The 19,427-nt window shown below is 66.4% G+C and carries 18 protein-coding genes; 10 read left to right on the forward strand and 8 right to left on the reverse strand.

What is annotated here, in order from left to right; translation table 11 throughout:
• The first annotated feature begins 12 nt into the window (after positions 1-12).
• From E3O18_RS01910 to E3O18_RS01925, 4 genes are all read left to right on the forward strand, one after another.
• Positions 13-603: a DUF3000 domain-containing protein gene (locus E3O18_RS01910; RefSeq protein WP_134396202.1), complete on the forward strand. Its 591-nt coding sequence runs from the start codon at positions 13-15 to the stop codon at positions 601-603.
• Positions 596-1,792 (forward strand): HRDC domain-containing protein, encoded by a 1,197-nt coding sequence (locus E3O18_RS01915; RefSeq protein ID WP_134396201.1) that lies wholly within the window; start codon positions 596-598, stop codon positions 1,790-1,792. Before E3O18_RS01910 ends, E3O18_RS01915 begins: the two co-directional genes overlap by 8 nt.
• A 75-nt stretch (positions 1,793-1,867) precedes the next feature.
• Entirely contained in the window at positions 1,868-3,073 is a 1,206-nt protein-coding gene (locus E3O18_RS01920) for a thiolase family protein (RefSeq protein WP_134399244.1), read from the forward strand.
• On the forward strand, positions 3,070-5,241 hold the full coding sequence (locus E3O18_RS01925) for a 3-hydroxyacyl-CoA dehydrogenase NAD-binding domain-containing protein (RefSeq protein ID WP_134396199.1): 2,172 nt from the start codon (positions 3,070-3,072) through the stop codon (positions 5,239-5,241). The genes E3O18_RS01920 and E3O18_RS01925 overlap by 4 nt, the downstream gene beginning before the upstream one ends.
• Before the next feature lie 266 nt (positions 5,242-5,507).
• Here the strand turns inward: E3O18_RS01925 and dxs are convergent, their stop codons facing one another.
• The 5 genes from dxs to dut form a co-directional block, all read right to left on the reverse strand.
• Positions 5,508-7,460, reverse strand: coding sequence for a 1-deoxy-D-xylulose-5-phosphate synthase (dxs, locus tag E3O18_RS01930; RefSeq protein WP_134396198.1), 1,953 nt, complete (start codon positions 7,458-7,460; stop codon positions 5,508-5,510).
• A 110-nt stretch (positions 7,461-7,570) separates the two neighbouring features.
• Positions 7,571-10,420, reverse strand: a complete 2,850-nt coding sequence (gene acnA, locus E3O18_RS01935) for an aconitate hydratase AcnA (RefSeq protein ID WP_134396197.1) — start codon at positions 10,418-10,420, stop codon at positions 7,571-7,573.
• A 217-nt stretch (positions 10,421-10,637) separates the two neighbouring features.
• Complete coding sequence (locus tag E3O18_RS01940) at positions 10,638-11,435, reverse strand: DUF3159 domain-containing protein (RefSeq protein ID WP_134396196.1); 798 nt, start codon at positions 11,433-11,435, stop codon at positions 10,638-10,640.
• A gap of 11 nt (positions 11,436-11,446) precedes the next feature.
• The gene (locus E3O18_RS01945; RefSeq protein WP_134396195.1) at positions 11,447-12,076 is read right to left on the reverse strand and encodes a DUF3710 domain-containing protein; all 630 of its coding nucleotides are present in this window, start codon (positions 12,074-12,076) and stop codon (positions 11,447-11,449) included.
• Complete coding sequence (gene dut, locus E3O18_RS01950) at positions 12,073-12,549, reverse strand: dUTP diphosphatase (protein ID WP_134417330.1); 477 nt, start codon at positions 12,547-12,549, stop codon at positions 12,073-12,075. Before dut ends, E3O18_RS01945 begins: the two co-directional genes overlap by 4 nt.
• A 38-nt stretch (positions 12,550-12,587) precedes the next feature.
• Between dut and E3O18_RS01955 the strand changes: the two genes are divergently transcribed.
• Positions 12,588-13,043, forward strand: coding sequence for a DUF3093 domain-containing protein (locus tag E3O18_RS01955; protein ID WP_134396193.1), 456 nt, complete (start codon positions 12,588-12,590; stop codon positions 13,041-13,043).
• Between the two features lie 6 nt (positions 13,044-13,049).
• On the opposite strand, the gene E3O18_RS01960 is transcribed toward E3O18_RS01955, so the two are convergent.
• The gene (locus tag E3O18_RS01960; protein ID WP_134396192.1) at positions 13,050-13,343 is read right to left on the reverse strand and encodes a DUF4193 domain-containing protein; all 294 of its coding nucleotides are present in this window, start codon (positions 13,341-13,343) and stop codon (positions 13,050-13,052) included.
• 196 nt (positions 13,344-13,539) lie between these two features.
• Here E3O18_RS01960 and sepH point away from each other — a divergent pair, with 196 nt between their 5' ends.
• Complete coding sequence (gene sepH, locus E3O18_RS01965; protein WP_134396191.1) at positions 13,540-14,691, forward strand: septation protein SepH; 1,152 nt, start codon at positions 13,540-13,542, stop codon at positions 14,689-14,691.
• Positions 14,692-14,772: 81 nt separating this feature from the next.
• A complete protein-coding gene (locus E3O18_RS01970; protein ID WP_134396190.1) occupies positions 14,773-15,813 on the forward strand; it encodes an FUSC family protein in 1,041 nt (346 codons plus the stop codon).
• Positions 15,814-16,059: 246 nt separating this feature from the next.
• Here E3O18_RS01970 and E3O18_RS01975 read toward each other — a convergent pair whose 3' ends face one another.
• The gene (locus E3O18_RS01975) at positions 16,060-16,623 is read right to left on the reverse strand and encodes a YceI family protein (protein WP_134396189.1); all 564 of its coding nucleotides are present in this window, start codon (positions 16,621-16,623) and stop codon (positions 16,060-16,062) included.
• Positions 16,624-16,942: 319 nt separating this feature from the next.
• Here E3O18_RS01975 and E3O18_RS01980 point away from each other — a divergent pair, with 319 nt between their 5' ends.
• Positions 16,943-17,488, forward strand: coding sequence for a hypothetical protein (locus E3O18_RS01980; protein WP_134396188.1), 546 nt, complete (start codon positions 16,943-16,945; stop codon positions 17,486-17,488).
• A 274-nt stretch (positions 17,489-17,762) separates the two neighbouring features.
• Here the strand turns inward: E3O18_RS01980 and E3O18_RS16005 are convergent, their stop codons facing one another.
• Positions 17,763-17,924, reverse strand: coding sequence for a hypothetical protein (locus E3O18_RS16005; RefSeq protein ID WP_166784681.1), 162 nt, complete (start codon positions 17,922-17,924; stop codon positions 17,763-17,765).
• 96 nt (positions 17,925-18,020) lie between these two features.
• Between E3O18_RS16005 and E3O18_RS01985 the strand changes: the two genes are divergently transcribed.
• Together E3O18_RS01985 and E3O18_RS01990 are read left to right on the forward strand one after the other, a co-directional pair.
• Positions 18,021-18,782, forward strand: coding sequence for an oxygenase MpaB family protein (locus E3O18_RS01985; RefSeq protein WP_241976687.1), 762 nt, complete (start codon positions 18,021-18,023; stop codon positions 18,780-18,782).
• A gap of 49 nt (positions 18,783-18,831) precedes the next feature.
• A complete protein-coding gene (locus E3O18_RS01990) occupies positions 18,832-19,335 on the forward strand; it encodes an Lrp/AsnC family transcriptional regulator (RefSeq protein ID WP_134396187.1) in 504 nt (167 codons plus the stop codon).
• Positions 19,336-19,427 lie beyond the last annotated feature (92 nt).

Below are 19,427 nucleotides of genomic sequence, written 5' to 3' on the forward strand. Positions count from 1 at the left end.
TAGTCTGCACACGTGCCCGAAACACAAGAAACGCTCCCGCCGGAGTTCGCCGCCGCCCGCGCATCCTTCGCACGTGCCCGCATCCGTACGGAGCTTGTGGTCAATGAGATTTCCGCACCCGGAAACCTCGCTCCGCACTCCATCGCCTTCTCGGCCGACGTGACCCCGGTGCGTCACGGGAGCGACTCCGATCTCGGGACCGGACGCTTCATCCTGCTGTACGACCCGACCGAGCCCGAGGAATGGGGCGGCGCCTTCCGCGTCGTCTGCTTCGTCCAGGCTCCCCTGGAAACCGACATCGGCCTCGACCCGTTCGTCGCGGGGGTCACCTGGTCGTGGCTGGTCGATGCTCTCGACGCCCACGGGGCACGGTATACGGCGGCCTCGGGGACCGCGACTAAGATTATCTCGTCCGGCTTTGGCGAACTTGCCAGGCAGGGCGATGGCGCGCAGATCGAACTGCGGGCCTCGTGGACGCCGCTGGACCATAATCTCGCCGCCCACGTCGAAGGATGGGGCGAGCTGCTCTGCATGCTCGCAGGTCTTCCACCCACTGGCGAAGGAGTCAGCATGTTGTCCACACGCCGAACCGGTCGTGCTTGATCACCAGGTGATCGATACGCGGGACGCTTACCTCGCGGCGACCGCAGCCCTTAGCGCGGGCACGGGCCCGATCGGCATCGACGCTGAACGAGCCTCCGGCTTCACCTACTCCCAGCGCGCCTACCTGATCCAGATCTATCGGCGCGACGCTGGCACATTTCTGTTCGACCCGCCCGCGATCGGCGACTTCTACGAGCTCAACCAGGCTCTGCGCGATGACGAGTGGATTTTTCACGCCGCGAGCCAGGACCTGGCCTGCCTGCGCGAGGTCGGACTTGACCCCCGGCACATCTTCGACACTGAACTGGCCGCTCGCCTGCTTGGAATCCCCCGGGTCGGCCTCGGCACGGTGGTGGAAGAGCTGCTCGGCATCCATCTTGCCAAGGAACACTCCGCTGCCAACTGGTCGACCCGCCCGCTGCCGGAGGCCTGGCTGGTCTACGGCGCGCTCGACGTGGAACTGCTTCCCGACCTGCGTGACCGTATGGTCGACATGCTCGCCACCGATTCCAAGACCGACATCGCCGCGCAGGAATTCGCCGCCGTGCTGGCGCGTGAGGCCAAGCCCGTCGGCCCCGAACCGTGGCGCCGCCTTTCCGGCGTGCACTCCATCCGGGGACAGCGTGGCCTGGCCGTGGCCCGGGAGTTGTGGCTGGCTCGCGACGCTCTGGCGCAGGAGCTGGATGTGTCCCCAGGAAGGCTCGTGCCCGACGCGTCGCTGACGGCGGCAGCACGGGCCATGCCGGCGAACCGGCAGGCCCTGGCTGATCTGAGGGAGTTCAGCGGCCGTGCGAGCCGCAGCGAACTCGACCGCTGGTGGGGTGCCATCCAGAAAGGCTTGGCGTCAACCGACCTGCCGTCGCTTCGGGGGAACGGCGACCTGCTCCCGCCCCCGCGCGCCTGGTCCGACCGCAATCCCGAGGCTGACCTGCGCTACAAGGCCGCTCGCGCAGCCCTGACCGTGGTCTCCGAGGAGCTCGCCATCCCGCTGGAGAACCTCGTCACCCCGGACTATGTCCGCCGAGTGGCGTGGACACCGCCCGAGAACGTCGACCCCGCATCCGTCGGGGAGGCGCTCGCGCACCTGGGTGCGCGCACCTGGCAAATTGAAGTGACCGCACAACGGATCGCCGATGCCTTTGTGGATGTCCACCAATCGATCGAGCTCTCTTCGGAAGCGGATTCGTAGGATCCGTCCAAGGATTCGACCCTCCACGGGAGCCCCTTTAGGATCGACCGACACCTGATCGATGATGGAGGCAAAGTGGCCGATAGAACAGAAGTCGTGTTTGTGGACGGGGTTCGTACCCCGTTCGGACGCGCCGGTGAAAAGGGCATGTACTGGAACACCCGGGCGGACGATCTCGTGGTCAAGGCCATGATCGGACTGCTGGAACGCAACCCGACGGTCCCTGGGGAACGCATCGACGAGGTGGCGATTGCCGCCACCACCCAGACCGGCGATCAGGGCCTCACGCTCGGTCGCACGGCGGCACTGCTTTCCGGGTTGCCGAAGTCGGTACCCGGATTCGCCATTGACCGGATGTGCGCCGGTGCCATGACCGCCGTGACCACTCTCGGAGCCGGGATCGGATTTGGCGCCTACGACTTGGCCATCGCCGGCGGCGTCGAGCACATGGGACGCCACCCGATGGGTTCGGGCGTCGACCCGAATCCGCGTTTCCTGTCCGAGCGCCTGGTCAGCGAGGACGCTCTCAATATGGGCGCCACGGCCGAGCGCATCCACGACCGGTTCCCGGCCTACACCAAGGAGCGGTCCGACCGGTTCGCCCTGCGGAGCCAACAGAAGGTCGCCGCGGCCTATGCCGCCGAGAAGATACAGCCCGACCTGGTGTCGGTTGCGATCCGCAGCGATTCCGGTTGGGGGCTGGCGACCCGCGACGAGGCTCCCCGCCCCGAAACCACGATGGAGGGCCTCGCGACTCTCAAGACTCCCTTCCGTCCCCACGGACGGGTCACTGCCGGCAACGCGTCCGGGCTCAACGACGGTGCCAGCGCCTGCCTCCTCGCCAGCGGCAAGGCCGCCAAGGACCTCGGTCTCACCGTCAAAATGAAGATGGTCAGCTTCGCCTTCGCCGGCGTTGAGCCGGAGGTCATGGGCCTCGGCCCGGTCCCCTCCACCGAGAAGGCCCTACGCAAGGCCGGCCTCAACATCACGGACATCGGCCTGTTCGAACTCAATGAGGCTTTCGCCGTGCAGGTCATCTCGTTCCTCGACCACTTCGGCATCGACGACGAGGACCCGCGGGTGAACGAGTACGGCGGCGCGATCGCCATCGGACATCCGCTCGCTTCCTCCGGCGTGCGCCTGATGAACCAGCTCGCCCGTCAGTTCAGCGAGCACCCGGAGGTGCGCTACGGCCTCACCGCCATGTGCATCGGCCTCGGCCAGGGCGGCACCGTGATTTGGGAGAACCCGAACTTCAACCGGAAAGCAAGCAAGCGATGAGCAACTACTCCGAACTCGATTTCACCCCGCTGGTCGAGCTGTCTGCCGACGAGGTCGTCACCCACTGCTACGTACACGATGTGCCTCTGTCCGGTGGAAAGATCCTGGCGTTGGTCACGCTCGACAACGGCCGGGACCACACCCGCCCGAACACGCTCGGCCCGATCACCCTGCTCGAGTTCGCCATGACGATGGACCTTCTCCGGGAACGCGCCGCCCTCGGCGCCATCCACGGAGTCGCCGTCACCGGCAAACCGTTCATCCTCGCCGCGGGCGCCGACCTGAGCAAGGTCAGCGAGATCCCGTCGCTCGCGACGGGCAAACTACTGGCCCAGTTGGGCCACTATGCGCTGGGCAAGCAGGCCGAACTGGGTGTGCCCTCCTTCGTGTTCATCAACGGGCTCGCACTGGGGGGCGGGCTGGAGATCGCCCTCAACGCCGACTACCGAACCGTCGACGCGACCGTGCCCGCGATCGCGTTGCCCGAGGTGTCCCTTGGGCTGATCCCGGGCTGGGGCGGCTCCTACCTGCTGCCCAACCTGATCGGCATCGAGAACGCGCTCAAGGTGATCATCGAGAATCCGCTCAAGCACCGCACGCTCAAAGCGGCGGATGCTCTCGAGCTGGGCATCGCCGACGTGCAGTTCGCCTCGGCCAGGTTCCTCGAACAGTCCATCGAGTGGGCCGATGGCGTGATCGCCGGAAAGACAAAGGTCGCCCGGCCCAATACGCCCGGCAAGGTCGAACGGCTCGTGAAATGGGATGTGGCCGTGGGAGTGGCCCGCAAGATGCTGGAAAACCGCATCGGAACCGTCGCCCGGTCGCCGTATATCGCCCTCGACCTGCTCAAAGCAGCCAAGAGCGGATCTCGCCAGGAAGGATTCGAGCGGGAAGACGACTCCTTGGCCGAACTCATCTCCGGAGACCAGCTGCAGGCCAGTATTTACGCGTTTAACCTGGTGCAGAAGCGAGCCAAGCGGCCGGCCGGTGCGCCGGACAAGGCCCTCGCTCGCCCGATCAAGAAGGTAGGCGTCATCGGCGCCGGCCTGATGGCCAGCCAGTTCGCCCTTCTCTTCGTGCGTCGCCTGCGCGTGCCCGTAGTCATCACTGACCTCGACCAGGCCCGCGTCGACAAGGGCGTCGCGTACATCCACGGCGAGATCCTCACCTTGGAGACCAAGAACCGTATCTCCCCCGACGAGGCCAACCGACTCCGCGCTCTGGTCTCGGGAACGACAGACAAGGCACAGTTCGCCGACGCCGACTGGGTGATCGAGGCGGTCTTCGAGGAACTCGGCGTGAAACAGGATGTCTTCGCCGAAATCGAGAAGCACATCTCTCCCGACGCCATCCTCGCCACCAACACCTCGTCCCTCTCGGTCGAGCAGATCGGTGCGAAGCTGGCCCACCCCGAGCGCCTGGTCGGTTTTCACTTTTTCAACCCAGTGGCGATCATGCCGCTGATCGAGGTCGTGAACACCCCGCGGACCAACGACGCCACTCTCTCCACGGCGATGGTCGTGGCAGCCAAACTGCGAAAGAACGCGGTCATCACCCGGGACACCCCCGGGTTCGTCGTGAACCGCCTCCTGGCGAAGCTCCTGGGTGAGGCCATGCATGCCGTCGACACCGGCACCCCATTCGAGGTCGTCGATGGGTCACTGGCTCCGTTCGGGATGCCGATGACCCCGTTCGAGCTGCTCGAGCTGGTCGGCCTCAAGGTCGGCGCACACGTTCTGGACACCCACCATGCCGCATTCCCGGACCGGTTCTTCGAGAGCGCGAACCTGCATAAGCTGGCCGAGCACGGAACCATTCTGGAGCGCGACGCCAAGGGCAGGATCAAGGGCTTCGACAAGGGCGCCGTCAAGATCGTCGCGGGCGGGCAGACCCCGATGACAGCCGAGCAGATCCTGCGCCGGATCGAGGACGGCCTCGCCGATGAAATCAAGCGGATGCTGGACGACGGCGTCGTGCACGCCGCGGAGGACATCGACCTGTGCATGATTCTCGGGGCCAACTGGCCGTTCCAGATGGGCGGGATCACTCCCTACCTCGACCGTGTCGGCGCGAGCGAACGGGTCTTCCAGGGCACGTTCCACACCCCACCGATCCGCGGCGTCGCTGCCGCGGGCCTGCCTGCCACCCGCACGACCGTAGGCGACTGACCGTAGGCGACTCACCGTAGGCACCTCACCGTAGGCGACTAACGGCGATATTATTGTGCGGCCGGCGGGCCGGAAGGGTGAGGCCCGCCACGTGGAGACGTTGGGGTTCGCCCGGGTCGGGGTTTTTCGAACCGGGCGTTCCCCTTGCCGACGTAGGCGCTCAGGGGACCTCGATGCACGGAACCGCGCCTGTGATGAACAGCGACCACGGGGTGATCTCAGCCCCAGCCTTCCAGAAACGACCCGACCATTCGATGGGGAATCACCTAGTCGTGCTGACGGTTTGCCGGGATGCTCGCGGTGTCGGCGCGGTCCGCCGGCAGGGGCCGCGCATGCGGGATCTTGCTGCCGAGCACCATTGCGACGACATCGCGGGCGATGCGCTGGGGGGTGAGCCCAACACGGTCGAGGATCTCGGCACGGGTGCCGTGGTCGAGGAATTCGTCGGGCAGCCCCAGTTCGGTGACCGCCGTGTCCACGCCGGCTTCACGCAGATCCTGACGGACACGGGTGCCGACGCCGCCGACCCGGATGCCGTCCTCGATGGTCACGACGATGCGGTACTCCGCGGCCAGGGCCACGATGCTCCGCGGTACCGGGACGACCCAGCGCGGGTCGACGACGGTGGCTCCGATGCCCTGGGCTGCGAGCCGGTCCGCCACATCGAGACCCATCGCGGCCATCGGCCCGACGGTGACGATCAGCACGTCTTTCTGGGCTGATTCCAGGAGCACGTCTACGCCGTCGTCCAAGCGGCGCACGGCGTCGATTGGGACGCTCACGCTGCCCTTGGGGAAACGCAGCACAGTGGGCGCGTCGTCGACGGCCACGGCCTCTTCGAGCTCCTCTGCCAGGCGCACCGAGTCCCGAGGTGCCGCTAGGCGGATCCCGGGGACGACCTGAAGGATCGCCAGGTCCCAGATGCCGTGATGGCTGGGACCGTCGGGCCCGGTCACCCCGGCCCGGTCGAGCACGAATGTGACGCCGGCCTTGTGCAGGGCGACATCCATCAGGACCTGGTCAAACGCCCGGTTGATGAAGGTGGCGTAGAGCGCGACGACCGGGTGCAGGCCGCCGAAGGCGAGGCCAGCGGCACTGGTGACGGCGTGCTGCTCGGCGATGCCCACGTCGTGTACCCGGGCAGGGAATCGCTCGGCCATCTTGTGCAGGCCGGTGGGACGGAGCATGGCCGCGGTGATGCCCACGATCTTCGGATCGAGTGTGGCGAGGCGCAGCAGCTCGTCGGCGAACACCGACGTCCAGGAGGGTGCGCCGGCTGATTCGATGGACTCCCCTGTTTCCGGGTCGATCTGGCCGACCGCATGGAACTGGTCGGCGGTGTCCTGAACGGCCGGGTCGTATCCCTTACCCTTCTGGGTGATCGCGTGCACGATCACCGGCGCGCCGTAGCCCTTGGCCTGATGGAGCGCCTCGACCATCGCCGCCATGTCGTGGCCGTCGATCGGGCCGATGTACTTGATGTCGAGGTTGGAGTAGAGCGCCTCATTGTTGGAGAACCGGGCGAGGAACCCGTGCATGCCGCCGCGCACACCGCGGAAGAACGCCCGGGCGGGCGCGCCCATCCGTTCGAAGGCCTGACGGCTGGTCAGATAGGCACTGTGGTACGCCTGTCGGGTGCGCACGGTGTTCAGGAAGCGGGCCATGCCGCCGATAGTGGGCGCGTAGGAGCGGCCGTTGTCATTCACGATGATGATCAGGCGACGGGTGTTGTCGTCGCTGATGTTGTTGAGGGCTTCCCAGGTCATGCCGCCGGTCAGGGAGCCGTCGCCGACGACCGCGATCACATGGCGGTCGCTCTGCCCGGTCATCTCGAAGGCTCGGGAAATGCCGTCAGCCCAGGACAATGAGCTGGAGGCGTGGGAACTCTCCACGATGTCGTGCTCGGACTCGCGCCGCTGCGGGTAGCCGGCCAGGCCGCCGGCCTGGCGGAGGAGGCTGAAGTCCTGACGCCCGGTGAGCAGCTTATGCACGTAGGCCTGGTGTCCGGTGTCGAAAACAATGGCGTCACGCGGGGATTCGAAGACCCGGTGCATCGCGATGGTCAGCTCGACCACGCCGAGGTTGGGACCAAGGTGCCCGCCGGTCTTGGAGACTTCCCGAACGAGGAACGCCCGCACCTCGGCCGCGAGCTGGACGAGCTGGTCCATCGAGAGGCGATCCAGATCTCTCGGCCCGAAGATCGTGTCCAGTAGCGCCATCGATAACACCTTTCACGTTGCGCTATCCGCCACCAGAAAACCGGCGCATAGATTCGGTCAAGCCGAGTCTACGCGCCGGTTTCGGTAGCGAGCCGAAAGGCTCCTGGGTGCTAGGCGACCAGCGAACGCAGGACGTACTGCAGGATGCCGCCGTTGCGGTAGTAATCGGCCTCACCCGGAGTGTCGATGCGGACGACCGCGTCGAACTCGACCGTGGCCTTGCCGGGGGCAGACTGCGCACTCGGCGCCGCCGTGACGCGCACCGTCTTCGGGGTGACCCCGCTGTTCAGCTCGACGAGACCCTCGATCGTGACGACCTCCGTGCCGTCCAGTCCCAGTGATGCCCAGCTCTGGCCGGCCGGGAACTGCAGCGGCACGACGCCCATCCCGATCAGGTTCGAACGGTGGATGCGTTCGAAGCTCTCCGTGATGACGGCCTTCACCCCGAGGAGGCTGGTGCCCTTCGCGGCCCAGTCGCGGGACGAACCCGAACCGTATTCCTTGCCACCGAAGATGACCAGCGGCGTGCCGGCGGCCTGGTAGTTCTGCGAAGCGTCATAGATGAACGCCTGCGGCGCCCCGTCAACGGTGAAGTCGCGGGTGTAGCCACCCTCGACTCCGTCCAGCAGCTGGTTGCGGAGACGGATGTTCGCGAACGTGCCGCGGATCATGATCTCGTGGTTGCCGCGGCGCGAGCCGTAGGAGTTGAAGTCGCCCCGTTCGACTCCGTGCTCCAGCAGGTAGGCACCGGCCGGGCTGTCGGCCTTGATCGATCCAGCAGGGCTGATGTGGTCGGTCGTGACCGAGTCGCCCAGTTTGGCCAGCACACGGGCACCGACAATGTCGACCACCGGGGTGGTCTCCATGGTCATGCCGTCGAAGTATGGGGGCTTCCGCACATACGTGGACTCAAGGTCCCACTCGAAGACCTCGCTGTCCGGTGTCGGTAGGCCGCGCCAGCGCTCGTCGCCCTCGAAGACATGGCCGTACTGCTTCGTAAACATGCCGGTGTCGATCGAGCTGTCGATCGTGGACTGCACCTCGGCGGAGTCGGGCCAGATGTCCTTGAGGAACACCTCGTTGCCGTCGCTGCCGATGCCGAGCGCATCCGTCTCGAAGTCGAAGTTCATCGAGCCCGCGAGGGCGTAAGCGATGACCAGCGGCGGGCTGGCCAGGTAGTTCATCTTGACGTCGGGGCTGATCCGACCCTCGAAGTTGCGGTTGCCTGAGAGCACCGCGGTGACGGCCAGGTCGTTGTCGTTGATCGCGGTCGTGACCTCGTCGATGAGCGGGCCGGTGTTGCCGATGCAGACCGTGCAGCCGTAGCCGACTGTGTAGAAGCCGAGGGCCTCCAGGTCGCCGGTGAGGCCGGCCTTCTCGTAGTAGTCGGTGACGACCTTCGAGCCCGGAGCCAGAGTGGTCTTGACCCACGGCTTGCTCGTGAGGCCCTTCCTGACGGCGTTTCGGGCGAGCAGACCCGCGGCGAGCATGACACTCGGATTGGACGTGTTGGTGCACGAGGTGATGGCCGCGACAGCGACCGCTCCGTGGTCGAGCGTATAGTTCGCGCCGGCCTGCGTGGTGATCGCGACGGGCCTGGACACGCTGATCGGAGCGTGGCTCACGTGGTTGTGTGAGGCCTTGTGGTCCAGGTTCTCGTCCTCGGCGGTAAAGCCGATCGGGTCTGAAGCCGGGAAGGAGGCCTCGACGGCCGCGTCCACAACAGTCCAGTCCTGCGTCGCGTAGCTCTGCAGGTCAAGTTCGAACTGCGACTTCGCCTCGGTGAGGATGACGCGGTCTTGCGGGCGCTTCGGGCCCGCAATCGACGGCACGACGGTGCCCAGGTCGAGTTCGAGGTACTCGCTGAAGACGGGCTCCTTGTCGGCATCGTGCCACAGGCCCTGCAGCTTCGAGTAGGCCTCGACAAGTGCAACCTGCTCGTCGCTGCGACCGGTCAGGCGCAGGTAGTCGAGGGTGACGTCGTCGATCGGGAACATCGCGGCCGTGGATCCGAACTCCGGGCTCATGTTGCCGATCGTGGCCCGGTTGGCCAGCGGAACCTGCGAGACACCCGCGCCGTAGAACTCGACAAACTTACCGACCACGCCGTGCTTGCGCAGAATCTGGGTGATGGTGAGCACGACATCCGTCGCGGTGACGCCGGTCGGAATGGAGCCGTTGAGCTTGAAGCCGACCACCTTGGGAATGAGCATCGAGATGGACTGGCCGAGCATGGCTGCCTCAGCTTCGATGCCGCCCACACCCCAGGCGAGTACGCCGAGGCCGTTAACCATGGTCGTGTGCGAGTCGGTCCCCACGCAGGTGTCGGGGTAGGCCTGGAGCACGTCGTTGCCCTCGGCGTCCGGCACGGTGCGGGTCATCGTGACGCGGGCCAGATACTCCAGGTTGACCTGATGCACAATGCCGGTTCCGGGCGGCACGACCTTGAAGTCGTTGAACGCGGTCTGGCCCCAGCGCAGGAACTGGTACCGCTCACCGTTGCGCTCGTACTCGATCTCCACGTTGCGCTCGAGGGCCTCCGCGGTTCCGAACAGGTCGGCGATGACGGAGTGGTCGATGACCAGCTCGGCCGGAGCCAGCGGGTTGATCTTCTTCGGGTCGCCGCCGAGTTCGGCGACGGCCTCGCGCATGGTGGCGAGGTCGACGATGCACGGCACGCCCGTGAAGTCCTGCATGACCACGCGGCCAGGCGTGAACTGGATCTCGGTGTCGGGTTCCGCCGTTGGAACCCACTCGCCGAGGGCACGAATGTGGGCCTCGGTGATGTTGGCGCCGTCCTCGGTGCGAAGAAGGTTCTCCAGCAGCACTTTCAGGCTGAACGGGAGCTTCTCGTAGCCCGACACCGCGTCAAGACGAAAGACCTCGTAGTCCGTCGACCCGACCCGCAGGGTGTCCTTGGCTCCAAAACTGTTTACAACCGCATTATTAAGCGCCGACACGATGCCCTCTCCTTCGTGGAAACCGACGGCGAAACCGTCCGCAATCCTCAATCCTGACGACCGGACGCCTGCACCTGCCAGCAAGGGTAACCTAACCGGCGGATGCCACGTGCGGACGATGTCCAACGCCGAATTATCTTGACGTAGAGATAACTCTAGCGGTGCCACCGCGTTTCCCGCGCTTCTTTCCGGCGGGTTTCACGGAATCGTGGTGAATCTATTCGGGGCGGCGACCCGCTGCGTCGTCGGTCGCCCGGTCGTCGGCGCGGTAGACCGCCCGGACCACCAGCCACGAGATCACCAGGAGCGGCGCGTAGAGCGGAATCCCCATCAGGAGCTTGACGGCGCCGAGCCACTCCACGTTTCCGGAGTAGTAGAGGGGAAGCTGAACGGCCAGGCGCAGGGCGAACAAGCCAGCCCAGCAGAGCGTGAGAATGCTCAGCACCCGGCGCCTGGACCGGTTCGACCGCCAGGCGATCCCCTCGCCCATCAGGAATCCGACAGCCAGCCCGATCAGCGGCCAGCCGACGACCGCCGAGATGAAAAGTGCACCGCCGTAAAGTCCATTGGTCCAGAATCCGGGCAAAAAGAAGTCTTCGGCGCGGCCGGTGAACAAAGCGAGCACGGCGCTGACGATCAATGCCACCAGGCCGCCGACGGCCGGCGTCACCGTTTGGCGGCTAATCCGGCGTAGCACGATGAAAACGACGCCGATCAGCACCGGCACAACAAGGGACAGCACCAGTGACTGCTCGGGGAAAAGTTGCCGGGTAAAGGTGTAGGTGATCAGGAAGACGAGACCGGGCAGCACGGCCTCGACCAGTCCACGGATGCCGCCCATCGCGGCCAGCAGGGCGCGCCCGCTGATCGCGTCGCCCTCGGCCGCCGGCGTGAAGCCGGCCCGCCGGGCCGCCGCCGCCATGCCGTCGGCGAACGCGGCGGGCACGGGCGAGTCAGACGCGTTCTCTGATGCGTCGGGCTCGAGGGCCTCCTCGGGCAGGGGTGCGTCCGTCATCCCGGCGTTCTTCAGGACTGGCCCGGCTCGGCCGCAGAGGCGGGGGTGGCCGGCATCCGCAGCGGAATGAGGTCACGCGGCGGCATCGGAGCGGATCCGCGCACCACGACGATGCTGCGGAATAGGTCTTCGATCTCGGTCGCGGCGTCGGCGTTGATGGCACCCTCGCCGGCAATCACGCCGCGCAGGAACCAGCGCGGGCCGTCGACTCCGATGAAGCGGGCCAGCCTGCTCATTCCGTCGGATCCCTGACCCGCGGCCACGGGGATCTCTGCCACCAATTCCGGGCCGAACGGGCCTTCGCGCAGAGTCGTCGTTCCCCCCTGCTTGCCGATCTGATCGGCGATCTGGGCGCGAATTTCGTTCCACAGGCCACTTGAGCGGGGCGCGGCGAACGGCTGTACCTGGAGGGTGGAGCCGGCGTAATCGAGCCCGATCGCCACGACCCGCTTGCTGCCTTCTTCGATCTCCAACCGTAGGTGAAGCCCCTCACGCGGGAGGATCTTGACCCCGCCGAGGTCCACGTAGGGCCGCACCGGGTTGGCTTCGGCTTCGTCGAGGGGACCCTCGGTCGCACGATCTTCCGGCGCCGACTTGGCCGTCTCGTCCGGGTTCTCCTCCGGGTTCGCGGTGTCGCTCACTGGTTGTCTCCTGACGTTGAGGTGCCCGTGCTGATGTCCCGGCTCAGGCCGGTGGACCCGAACCCGCCAACTCCGCGTTGGCTGCCGGGCAGCCGATCCACGGGAATGAACGCAGCCCGGCTGACGGGCATGATGATGATCTGGGCGATGCGGTCGCCGATCGCGATCGCATGGGGCGTGGTCTGGTCGGTGTTGAGCAGCGTCACCTTGATCTCGCCGCGATACCCGGCGTCGACGGTGCCCGGCGCGTTCACGATCGTGATGCCGTGCTTTGACGCGAGACCGCTGCGGGGCACGACGAATGCCGCGAAACCGTCGGGCAGGGCGATCGACACGCCCGTGCCGACCAGTGCTCGTTCGCCGGGGGCCAGGACTAGAGCCTCGGAGGAATGAAGGTCCGCTCCCGCGTCACCCGGGTGCGCGTAGCTCGGGAGGATGGACGCGGTAATCAGGACTTCGACGCTTTCTGCCACGTGTCGAGGCTAGTGCAGAAGTCTGATCGAATAGACCCATGCCTGAATATCGCGAAAAACTCTGGGCCTCGCCCGCACCCTATGTGGCGACTGCGCTCATTATTCCTGCCAGCATCCTCGTGTTCGCACCGATTTCGATGCTGGCCGGGGTGCTGCTGGCCGCCGGTCTGTACGCCGCTTGCGTTCTGGCGCTGCTCTTGTCGGCACCGGTGGTGCAGGTGCGGGGCGGTGAGCTCACCGCCGGGCGCGCGACTATATCGATCGATCTGGTCGGCGAGGTTCAGCCCTTCGACGGAGCTGAGGCAGCCCTGGAACGTGGCCAACGGCTCGACGCCCGGGCCTGGCTGCTCATCCGCGGCTGGATTCGGCCCGTCGTGCGAATCCCGATCGTGGATGCGACGGATCCGGCGCCGTATTGGCTGGTGTCGACGCGGCGCCCACAGAAATTGGCCGCCGCGATCAATGGATCGCGACGGCCAGCATCACATGATTGAGCGCGTTTAGGAGTCGCACTCCTGGCATACCGGGCCGAGCTTGGTCTCGTGCGACATCTGCGAACGGTGCTTCACCAGGAAGCACTCCACGCAGGTGAACTCGTCCGCCTGCGGAGGCAGAACGACGACATCGAGGTCGAGGTCGGACAGATCGGCGCCGGGAAGGTCGAAACCACCGGGGTTGTCCGAGTCGTCGACATCTACGACACCGGACATCTTGTCGGGTACGCGCTCCTTGAGGGCCTCAATCGACTCTGAGTCGTCTTCGGTCTTCCGTGGTGCGTCGTAATCGGTTGCCATACCCATCCATTCAGTTACGCCGAGAAAGGATTTCGGCGGCCATAGTTTCCAACAATCCGGGCGGAATAGCAAACTACACGCCGCGCTATTTGCTCGGCACAGTGATCAACTTGCGGCACGCCCGGCGTATTCCCCGAAGATTCACTCTTTACATGGCAGTCTTGGTCGCACTAGTGATGGCGAAAGGGCTTTCAACATGCAGGAATTGAAAGTTATTGGAGTCGAGAGCGGTGCGCTGCTCGCAGCGTCTGAAGAGGGAGACCGATTCAGGATCCCCATCGACGAAGTTCTCCAGTCCCGGCTGCGCCAGGCCCAGGTGGAACCGGCGTCGGGGCCGAAGCTGAGCCCCCGGGAGGTTCAGGCGCACATCCGGGCCGGCATGTCCGCCGAGGACGTCGCCGCGGTCACGGGTGCGGCCATCGAGTTTGTGCGCCGCTTCGAGGGCCCGGTCGTCGCCGAACGCGACTACATGGTCTCTTGCGCGCTGAGCGTGCCGGTGCACACCGCCATCGATCTCGACCCGATCGAGGGCGGCGCCAACTTCGGCACCGTCATCCGTGAGCGTCTGGCCTCGCTCGGCGCTACGAACGAGCGCTGGGCCAGTTGGAAAGAACCCGGCGCCGGCTGGATCGTCAAATTGGCCTTCACTGCCGATGACATCGACCACGACGCTCGGTGGAGCTTCGAACCCAAGAAGAACTCTCTTTCTCCGGTCGGCAGTGAAGCCATCGCCCTGTCGCAACAGGGCGAACTGAAGGGTGCCCTGATCCCGCGGCTGCGGGCCGTCGGCGCCGAGACCAGCCTCGCCGATGTGTCCCGCTTCGACAGCGGCGCCTTCACATTCAAGGAATCACTGTCCGAGGAGACGTTGAACGATACTGCGCCGCTTCTGGACCCGGTGCCGTATTCCCGTTCGGCCGGTACGACGGATGCCGTGTCCCGTGCAGCCATCAAGCGCGCCGACGAACCGCCGCAGAGCCTGAGCGAGACGGCCGACCTGCTGGCGTCACTGCGCCGCCGCCGCGGGGAGCGCGAAGCCGCCGCTTTCGAAAGCAACCAGGTCGAGAGCCATTCCAGCCTCAGCAACCCCGCCAGCACCAGCCCGGCCCCGGGCATCCGTCTGGTGGACCAGCCGGCCGAGGCCGCCGCGGAACCCCACGCCGCTCCCTCGGCTCTCGCCGCTCCGCCGACCGAGGCCCCCCGCAACGCCTGGTCTGCCCAGGCCGCCGGGGGTCAGTCACCGGCCGCAACTCCGCGAGCGTCGGGTCATGGCAAGCGCGGGCGGGCCTCGATGCCCAGCTGGGACGAAATCGTGTTCGGTGCCCGCACCGACGACGACCTGCCCTAGCACCAGGGTTTAAGCGGCACCGGCACCGGTCCGACGTGCCGGTGCATGCGACCCGCCGACGCATTCGACTACCCTAGGCACGTGAGAATCAACACCCGGCTGCGATCCACAAGCCGGATTCCTCTGCTCCAGGCAGTGAAGACATCCGTGGCGGTCGCCCTCGGCTGGATCCTGTCGCAACTGCTACTGGACACGGAGCAGCTGCCGGTCTTCGCCGCGATCGCCGCCCTGCTGGTGGTGCAGCCGAACATCAACCAGACCCTCGGTCGCGCGGTCGAACGCAGTCTGGGTGTTATCGGCGGGGTCATCATCGCCTATGGCGTCGGTGTCGCATTCGGCCAGTCCAGCTGGGTCGTTCTCCTGGCCATCGTGTTCTGCATCATGCTGGCGTGGGCGCTTCGGCTGGCCCCCAGCTCGGCGAGCCAAATTCCAATCAGCGCCATGCTCTTACTCACAATCGGTACGGCTACGGCTGAATACGCGCGGGATCGCATCGTCGAAACCATCATCGGGGCGGCAGCCGCCCTCCTCGTCAACGCCCTGATCGTGCCACCAGTGCTTCTTCGTCCGGCCCACGCGGCTGTGATCCGACTTGCCTACGAGATCGCGGACACCCTCGACCGGATCGTCGACGCCCTGCGGTTTCCGCAGAAGGCCAGCCAGATCGAAGAGATGATGATCAAGGTGCGTCTGCTGCGCCCCATGCTCGCCAAGGCGGATCAGGCGCTCAAGCAGGCCGAGGAGAGCCTCACGCTCAACCCGCGGCATGCGGTGAACCGGCGTCTCCTCGACATCGACGAGGAGCTCTTCGCGCGGCTGACCTCGCTCGTGGCACGCGCGATCGGTATGACCCGGTCCCTGCGCGACCACTACGACCATTCCCTGCACCTCGAGCCCACGGTGCTCGCGATCACTGTCGAGCTGAGCCGTGCCGCCCATGACCTGAGGCTCCTCGCCGAACAGGTGGACCACCCCGGCGCCCAGCAGGTCAGCCTGTCACAGGAACCACCCACCCTGACCGCCCCTCTGATCATTGCGACGCCGCATCCGCAGCACTGGATCCTGATCGGATCGCTGATGGAGGACCTACGCCGGGTGCGCGAGGAGATCAAGGGCGAATAGCCGATGATTTCCGAGGTTCGGAATATGCCCGTCGGATCGAAAGTGAGCGCGCGAATTTCTGTCCCCGGACGCCTGCGCTCGGCCCGAGCAGCGTGGTCTCTCATTCACGAGCACTAACCCGGGGCGCAGAGGGTCGGAGCGACCGCGTCGGTACCCTGACCAAAGGTCAACACGAGAGGGACCCCACTCCCGTGGGGTCCCTCTCGTAATCGTGTCCACCCGGCGCAGACCTCTGCGCGGGAACGACTACGCCTGGTTGAGCGCGGCCTGAAGTTCGATGGTGATGGTGACCTTTTCGCCGAGCAGCATTCCGCCGGTCTCAAGGGCCGCGTTATAGGTGAGGCCGAAGTCGGCGCGGGTGACCTCGGTCTTCGCTGTGGCGCCGGCCTTGTAGTTGCCGTACGGGTCGGTGCCGAAGCCGCCGAACTCGAAGTCGAAGGTTACGGGCTTGGTGACGCCCTTGATGGTGAGGTTGCCGTCGACGAGGAAGTCCTCCTTGACCTGGCGCACGCCGGTAGAGACGAAGCTGATGGTCGGGTAGGTCTCGGCGTCGAAGAAATCGCCGGTGCGCAGGTGGCCGTCGCGGTCCGCCTGGTTGGTGTTGATCGACACGACCTGAGCCGTGGCCGTAACGGAGGAGTCGAGCGGGTTCTCGCCGGTGACGAAGGTCGCGTCGAACTTCTCGAACGTGCCCTTGACCTTGCTGATCATGAGGTGACGGATGCTGAATCCGACCTCACTGTGGGTCGGGTCGATGGTCCAGGTTCCGGCCTTGTAGCCGGGGATGCTCACTGCGGTGGTCTGAGTCATGGGTTCTCCTCAATTCGCGGAACGGTGGATTCTCGTCCTCACTTTCATGCAAGCGCATAGGAAAGTGAATTATTCCGAATCGGGGAGAGTTCTTTTCGACAGTGGTCCGGCCACTCCCGCCTGAATCCCTTGACTGCCTCCGGGGCCGAGGGTACCGTCAGTCGCTCAGGGGGCTGGTGCATGGGTGGAACGGAGGGCTGAAATGCGCTCACGGTTCTTGCTCCCCCTGGGTCTGCTGATCGCCTTGCTCGCCGGGTGCGCGTCCCCGGCCCCTTCGTCTCCCTCCTCTACTACGGCGCCGGGAACCGAGATCGTGGTAATGCGCCCGATCACCGAGGACGGTCTGCCTGCCGCGGGCTTCACCGTCACCGAGGTGACGACCGTCACGCTCGACTGTGGCAGCGCGTCGGTCGATATACGGCCGTCCGCGGTCGCCGTCGACGACAACATCCACGCCTGCACACCGTCGAGCGCGTTCGCCGTAGCGTGCTGGCAGGATGCGGCGCCCGGTTTTGTGGTCTGCTACCGCGACCCGTGGACCACGGAGGTGGTGCGCCTGCCGAGCACCGGGAGCCGGCCGGCGGCCACCGCGCCCGAGCAGGCGCGACCGCTCGGGCTGTTGCTCAGCGACGGGGACCGCTGCCTGATTCGCAGCGGTGGCGTTTGGAACGACCTGACCGAGCACCCCGCCTGGTACGGCACCTACTCGTGCACGGACGATGGTGCGGTCTGGGCCGAGAGCGCAGACGGCATCGATCGGTCAGGTCCCCGGTGGACGGTGCGCGTCGCGCCCATTTCGGGGGAAGATCCGCTCACCACCCGCGAGGTTGTCACGGCGTACTTCGTCGGCACGGCAGAGGGCTAGCGGACTGAGCGCTGACCGGGCGTTCGGCGTACTGGGTCATGACCCTGGTGACACCCCACTGAGGGCGGCCCGGACGCGCAGCACCAGGAGCTTGTAGGCAGCATCATCGATCTGCTCCGACGTGAGCCGCCCGGTATCGACCGCTTCGACGAATCTGCCGATCAGTACGGTGACATCGGTGCCGTACCGTGCGGGATTCGCCGGGAGACCTCGCCGCCCCTCTGGTCGATGCCGATGAGTAGCGGGAGTTCCGGGTCGGGGCTGAGGGCATCCGTCATTGCCCGCATTTCTTCCAGGATGACAGCGGGGCGGCGGCGCTTTTCGCGTCCGTTCCGCGCGCCGCGGTGCAGCCGGAGAGGGTGAGGGCCAGCAGGGCCATGGCGGCGAGCGCCGCCAGGCGGCGGGCTGGGGCCGGGTGTCGTCGGCCGGAGATCATCGGTCCAGGCTGACCCGCCGGCAGCAGTCGTGGCGAAGCGCCCATCCGTTTCACCGCCGGCGCCGTTACAATCGGTCTTCGAGCGGGGAGGCGCGCATGCAGATGAGGGACATGGCCGGCGAGGCCGTGCTGATCGCCGCCGGCGGGCGGTCAATCCTCCTGCAGATCGCCGATCCGGCGATCGGCCACGGAATTGCGCACCACAGCGACTTCGCCTCCCGACCGCTCGATCGGCTGCGCGGCACCCTGACCTACGTGTACGCGGTCGTGTTCGGATCGCCGGAGGCGGCCGGCCGGGCACGGCGCCGGGTCGATCACGCCCACGCCCCGGTGTCGGGCTTGGCCACCGCGGATCGTCCGGCTTACAACGCCTTCACCCCGGAGCTGCAGCTCTGGGTGGCGGCGACCCTATATGACTCCGCCCTGACCATGCGGGAGCTGGTCTACGGCCCGCTTGACGGAGCCACGGCGGACGCGCTCTACCGGGAGTACGCCGTGCTAGGCACGGCGTTGCAGATGCCGGCGGAGCTGTGGCCGCCCAACCGGGCCGCCTTCGGCGCCTACTGGGACCGACGCATCGGCGAGTTGCAGACGGATGCCGCCACGCGCGCCGTGGCACGCCAGCTGCTGCATCCCCGCACCGGGCCGCTCTGGCTGCGGCTGATGATGCCACTGGGCCGGTTCGTGACCGTCGGGCTGCTCCCTGGCTCGGTGCGGGAACTGTTCGGCCTGCCCTGGACCGCGGGGGCGCAGCGCCGCTTCGACCGGCTGATCCGGCTGACCGCACGTGTCTATCCGCGGCTTCCGCGCCGGCTGCGCCACTGGCCCAAGAACCACTACCTGCGCGCGATGCGGTAGTCACCTGGGCTGGCGGTAGTCTGAGGGTTTCCCCAGCCTGAGGATTCCAATGACGCAGCACTCGGCCCCCGCCGCCCCCGGCACGCCCGACGGTCTCGACGCGATCGACCGGCAGATCGTGGCCGAACTCAGCCGCGACGGCCGCCTATCGATGCGCCAGCTGGCCGTGCTCGTGCACATTTCCCGCACCACCGCGCACAGCCGGATGCAGAATCTCGTGCGTCACGGTGTGGTCACCGGATTCGGAGCACAGATCGACCGGCGGGCGCTCGGGCTCAGGGTCTCCGCCCTCGTGATCGTCAAGATCGGCGATGTCTCCTGGGCCGAGATGGCCCGGCGCCTGAGTGAACTGCCCTTCGTCGAAAAAGCTCAGGCCGTGAGCGGCGACATCGACATCATCCTCACCGTCAGCGCTCCGGACCACGAGCAGCTGAGCCAAGCCATCCTGCGCGATATCCACAGCATGCCCGGCGTGATCTCCACCCGGTCCCACCTCATCCTCGAGGAAATCACCGGCCTGCCCCCGGCCCGCGCTGCGGACAGCTGGCGCTGAACGGTCGTTTTCCGCGGACGAATGGTCCGGCGCGACGCAGCTTCGGACCAATCGTTCGCATCCGTCACCCGGACATCGTCTAGGGCGCGGAG

Origin of the sequence: Cryobacterium sp. TMT2-42-4, from assembly GCF_004402645.1 — a bacterium.
In the GTDB taxonomy this organism is placed as follows: Bacteria; Actinomycetota; Actinomycetes; order Actinomycetales; family Microbacteriaceae; genus Cryobacterium; species Cryobacterium sandaracinum.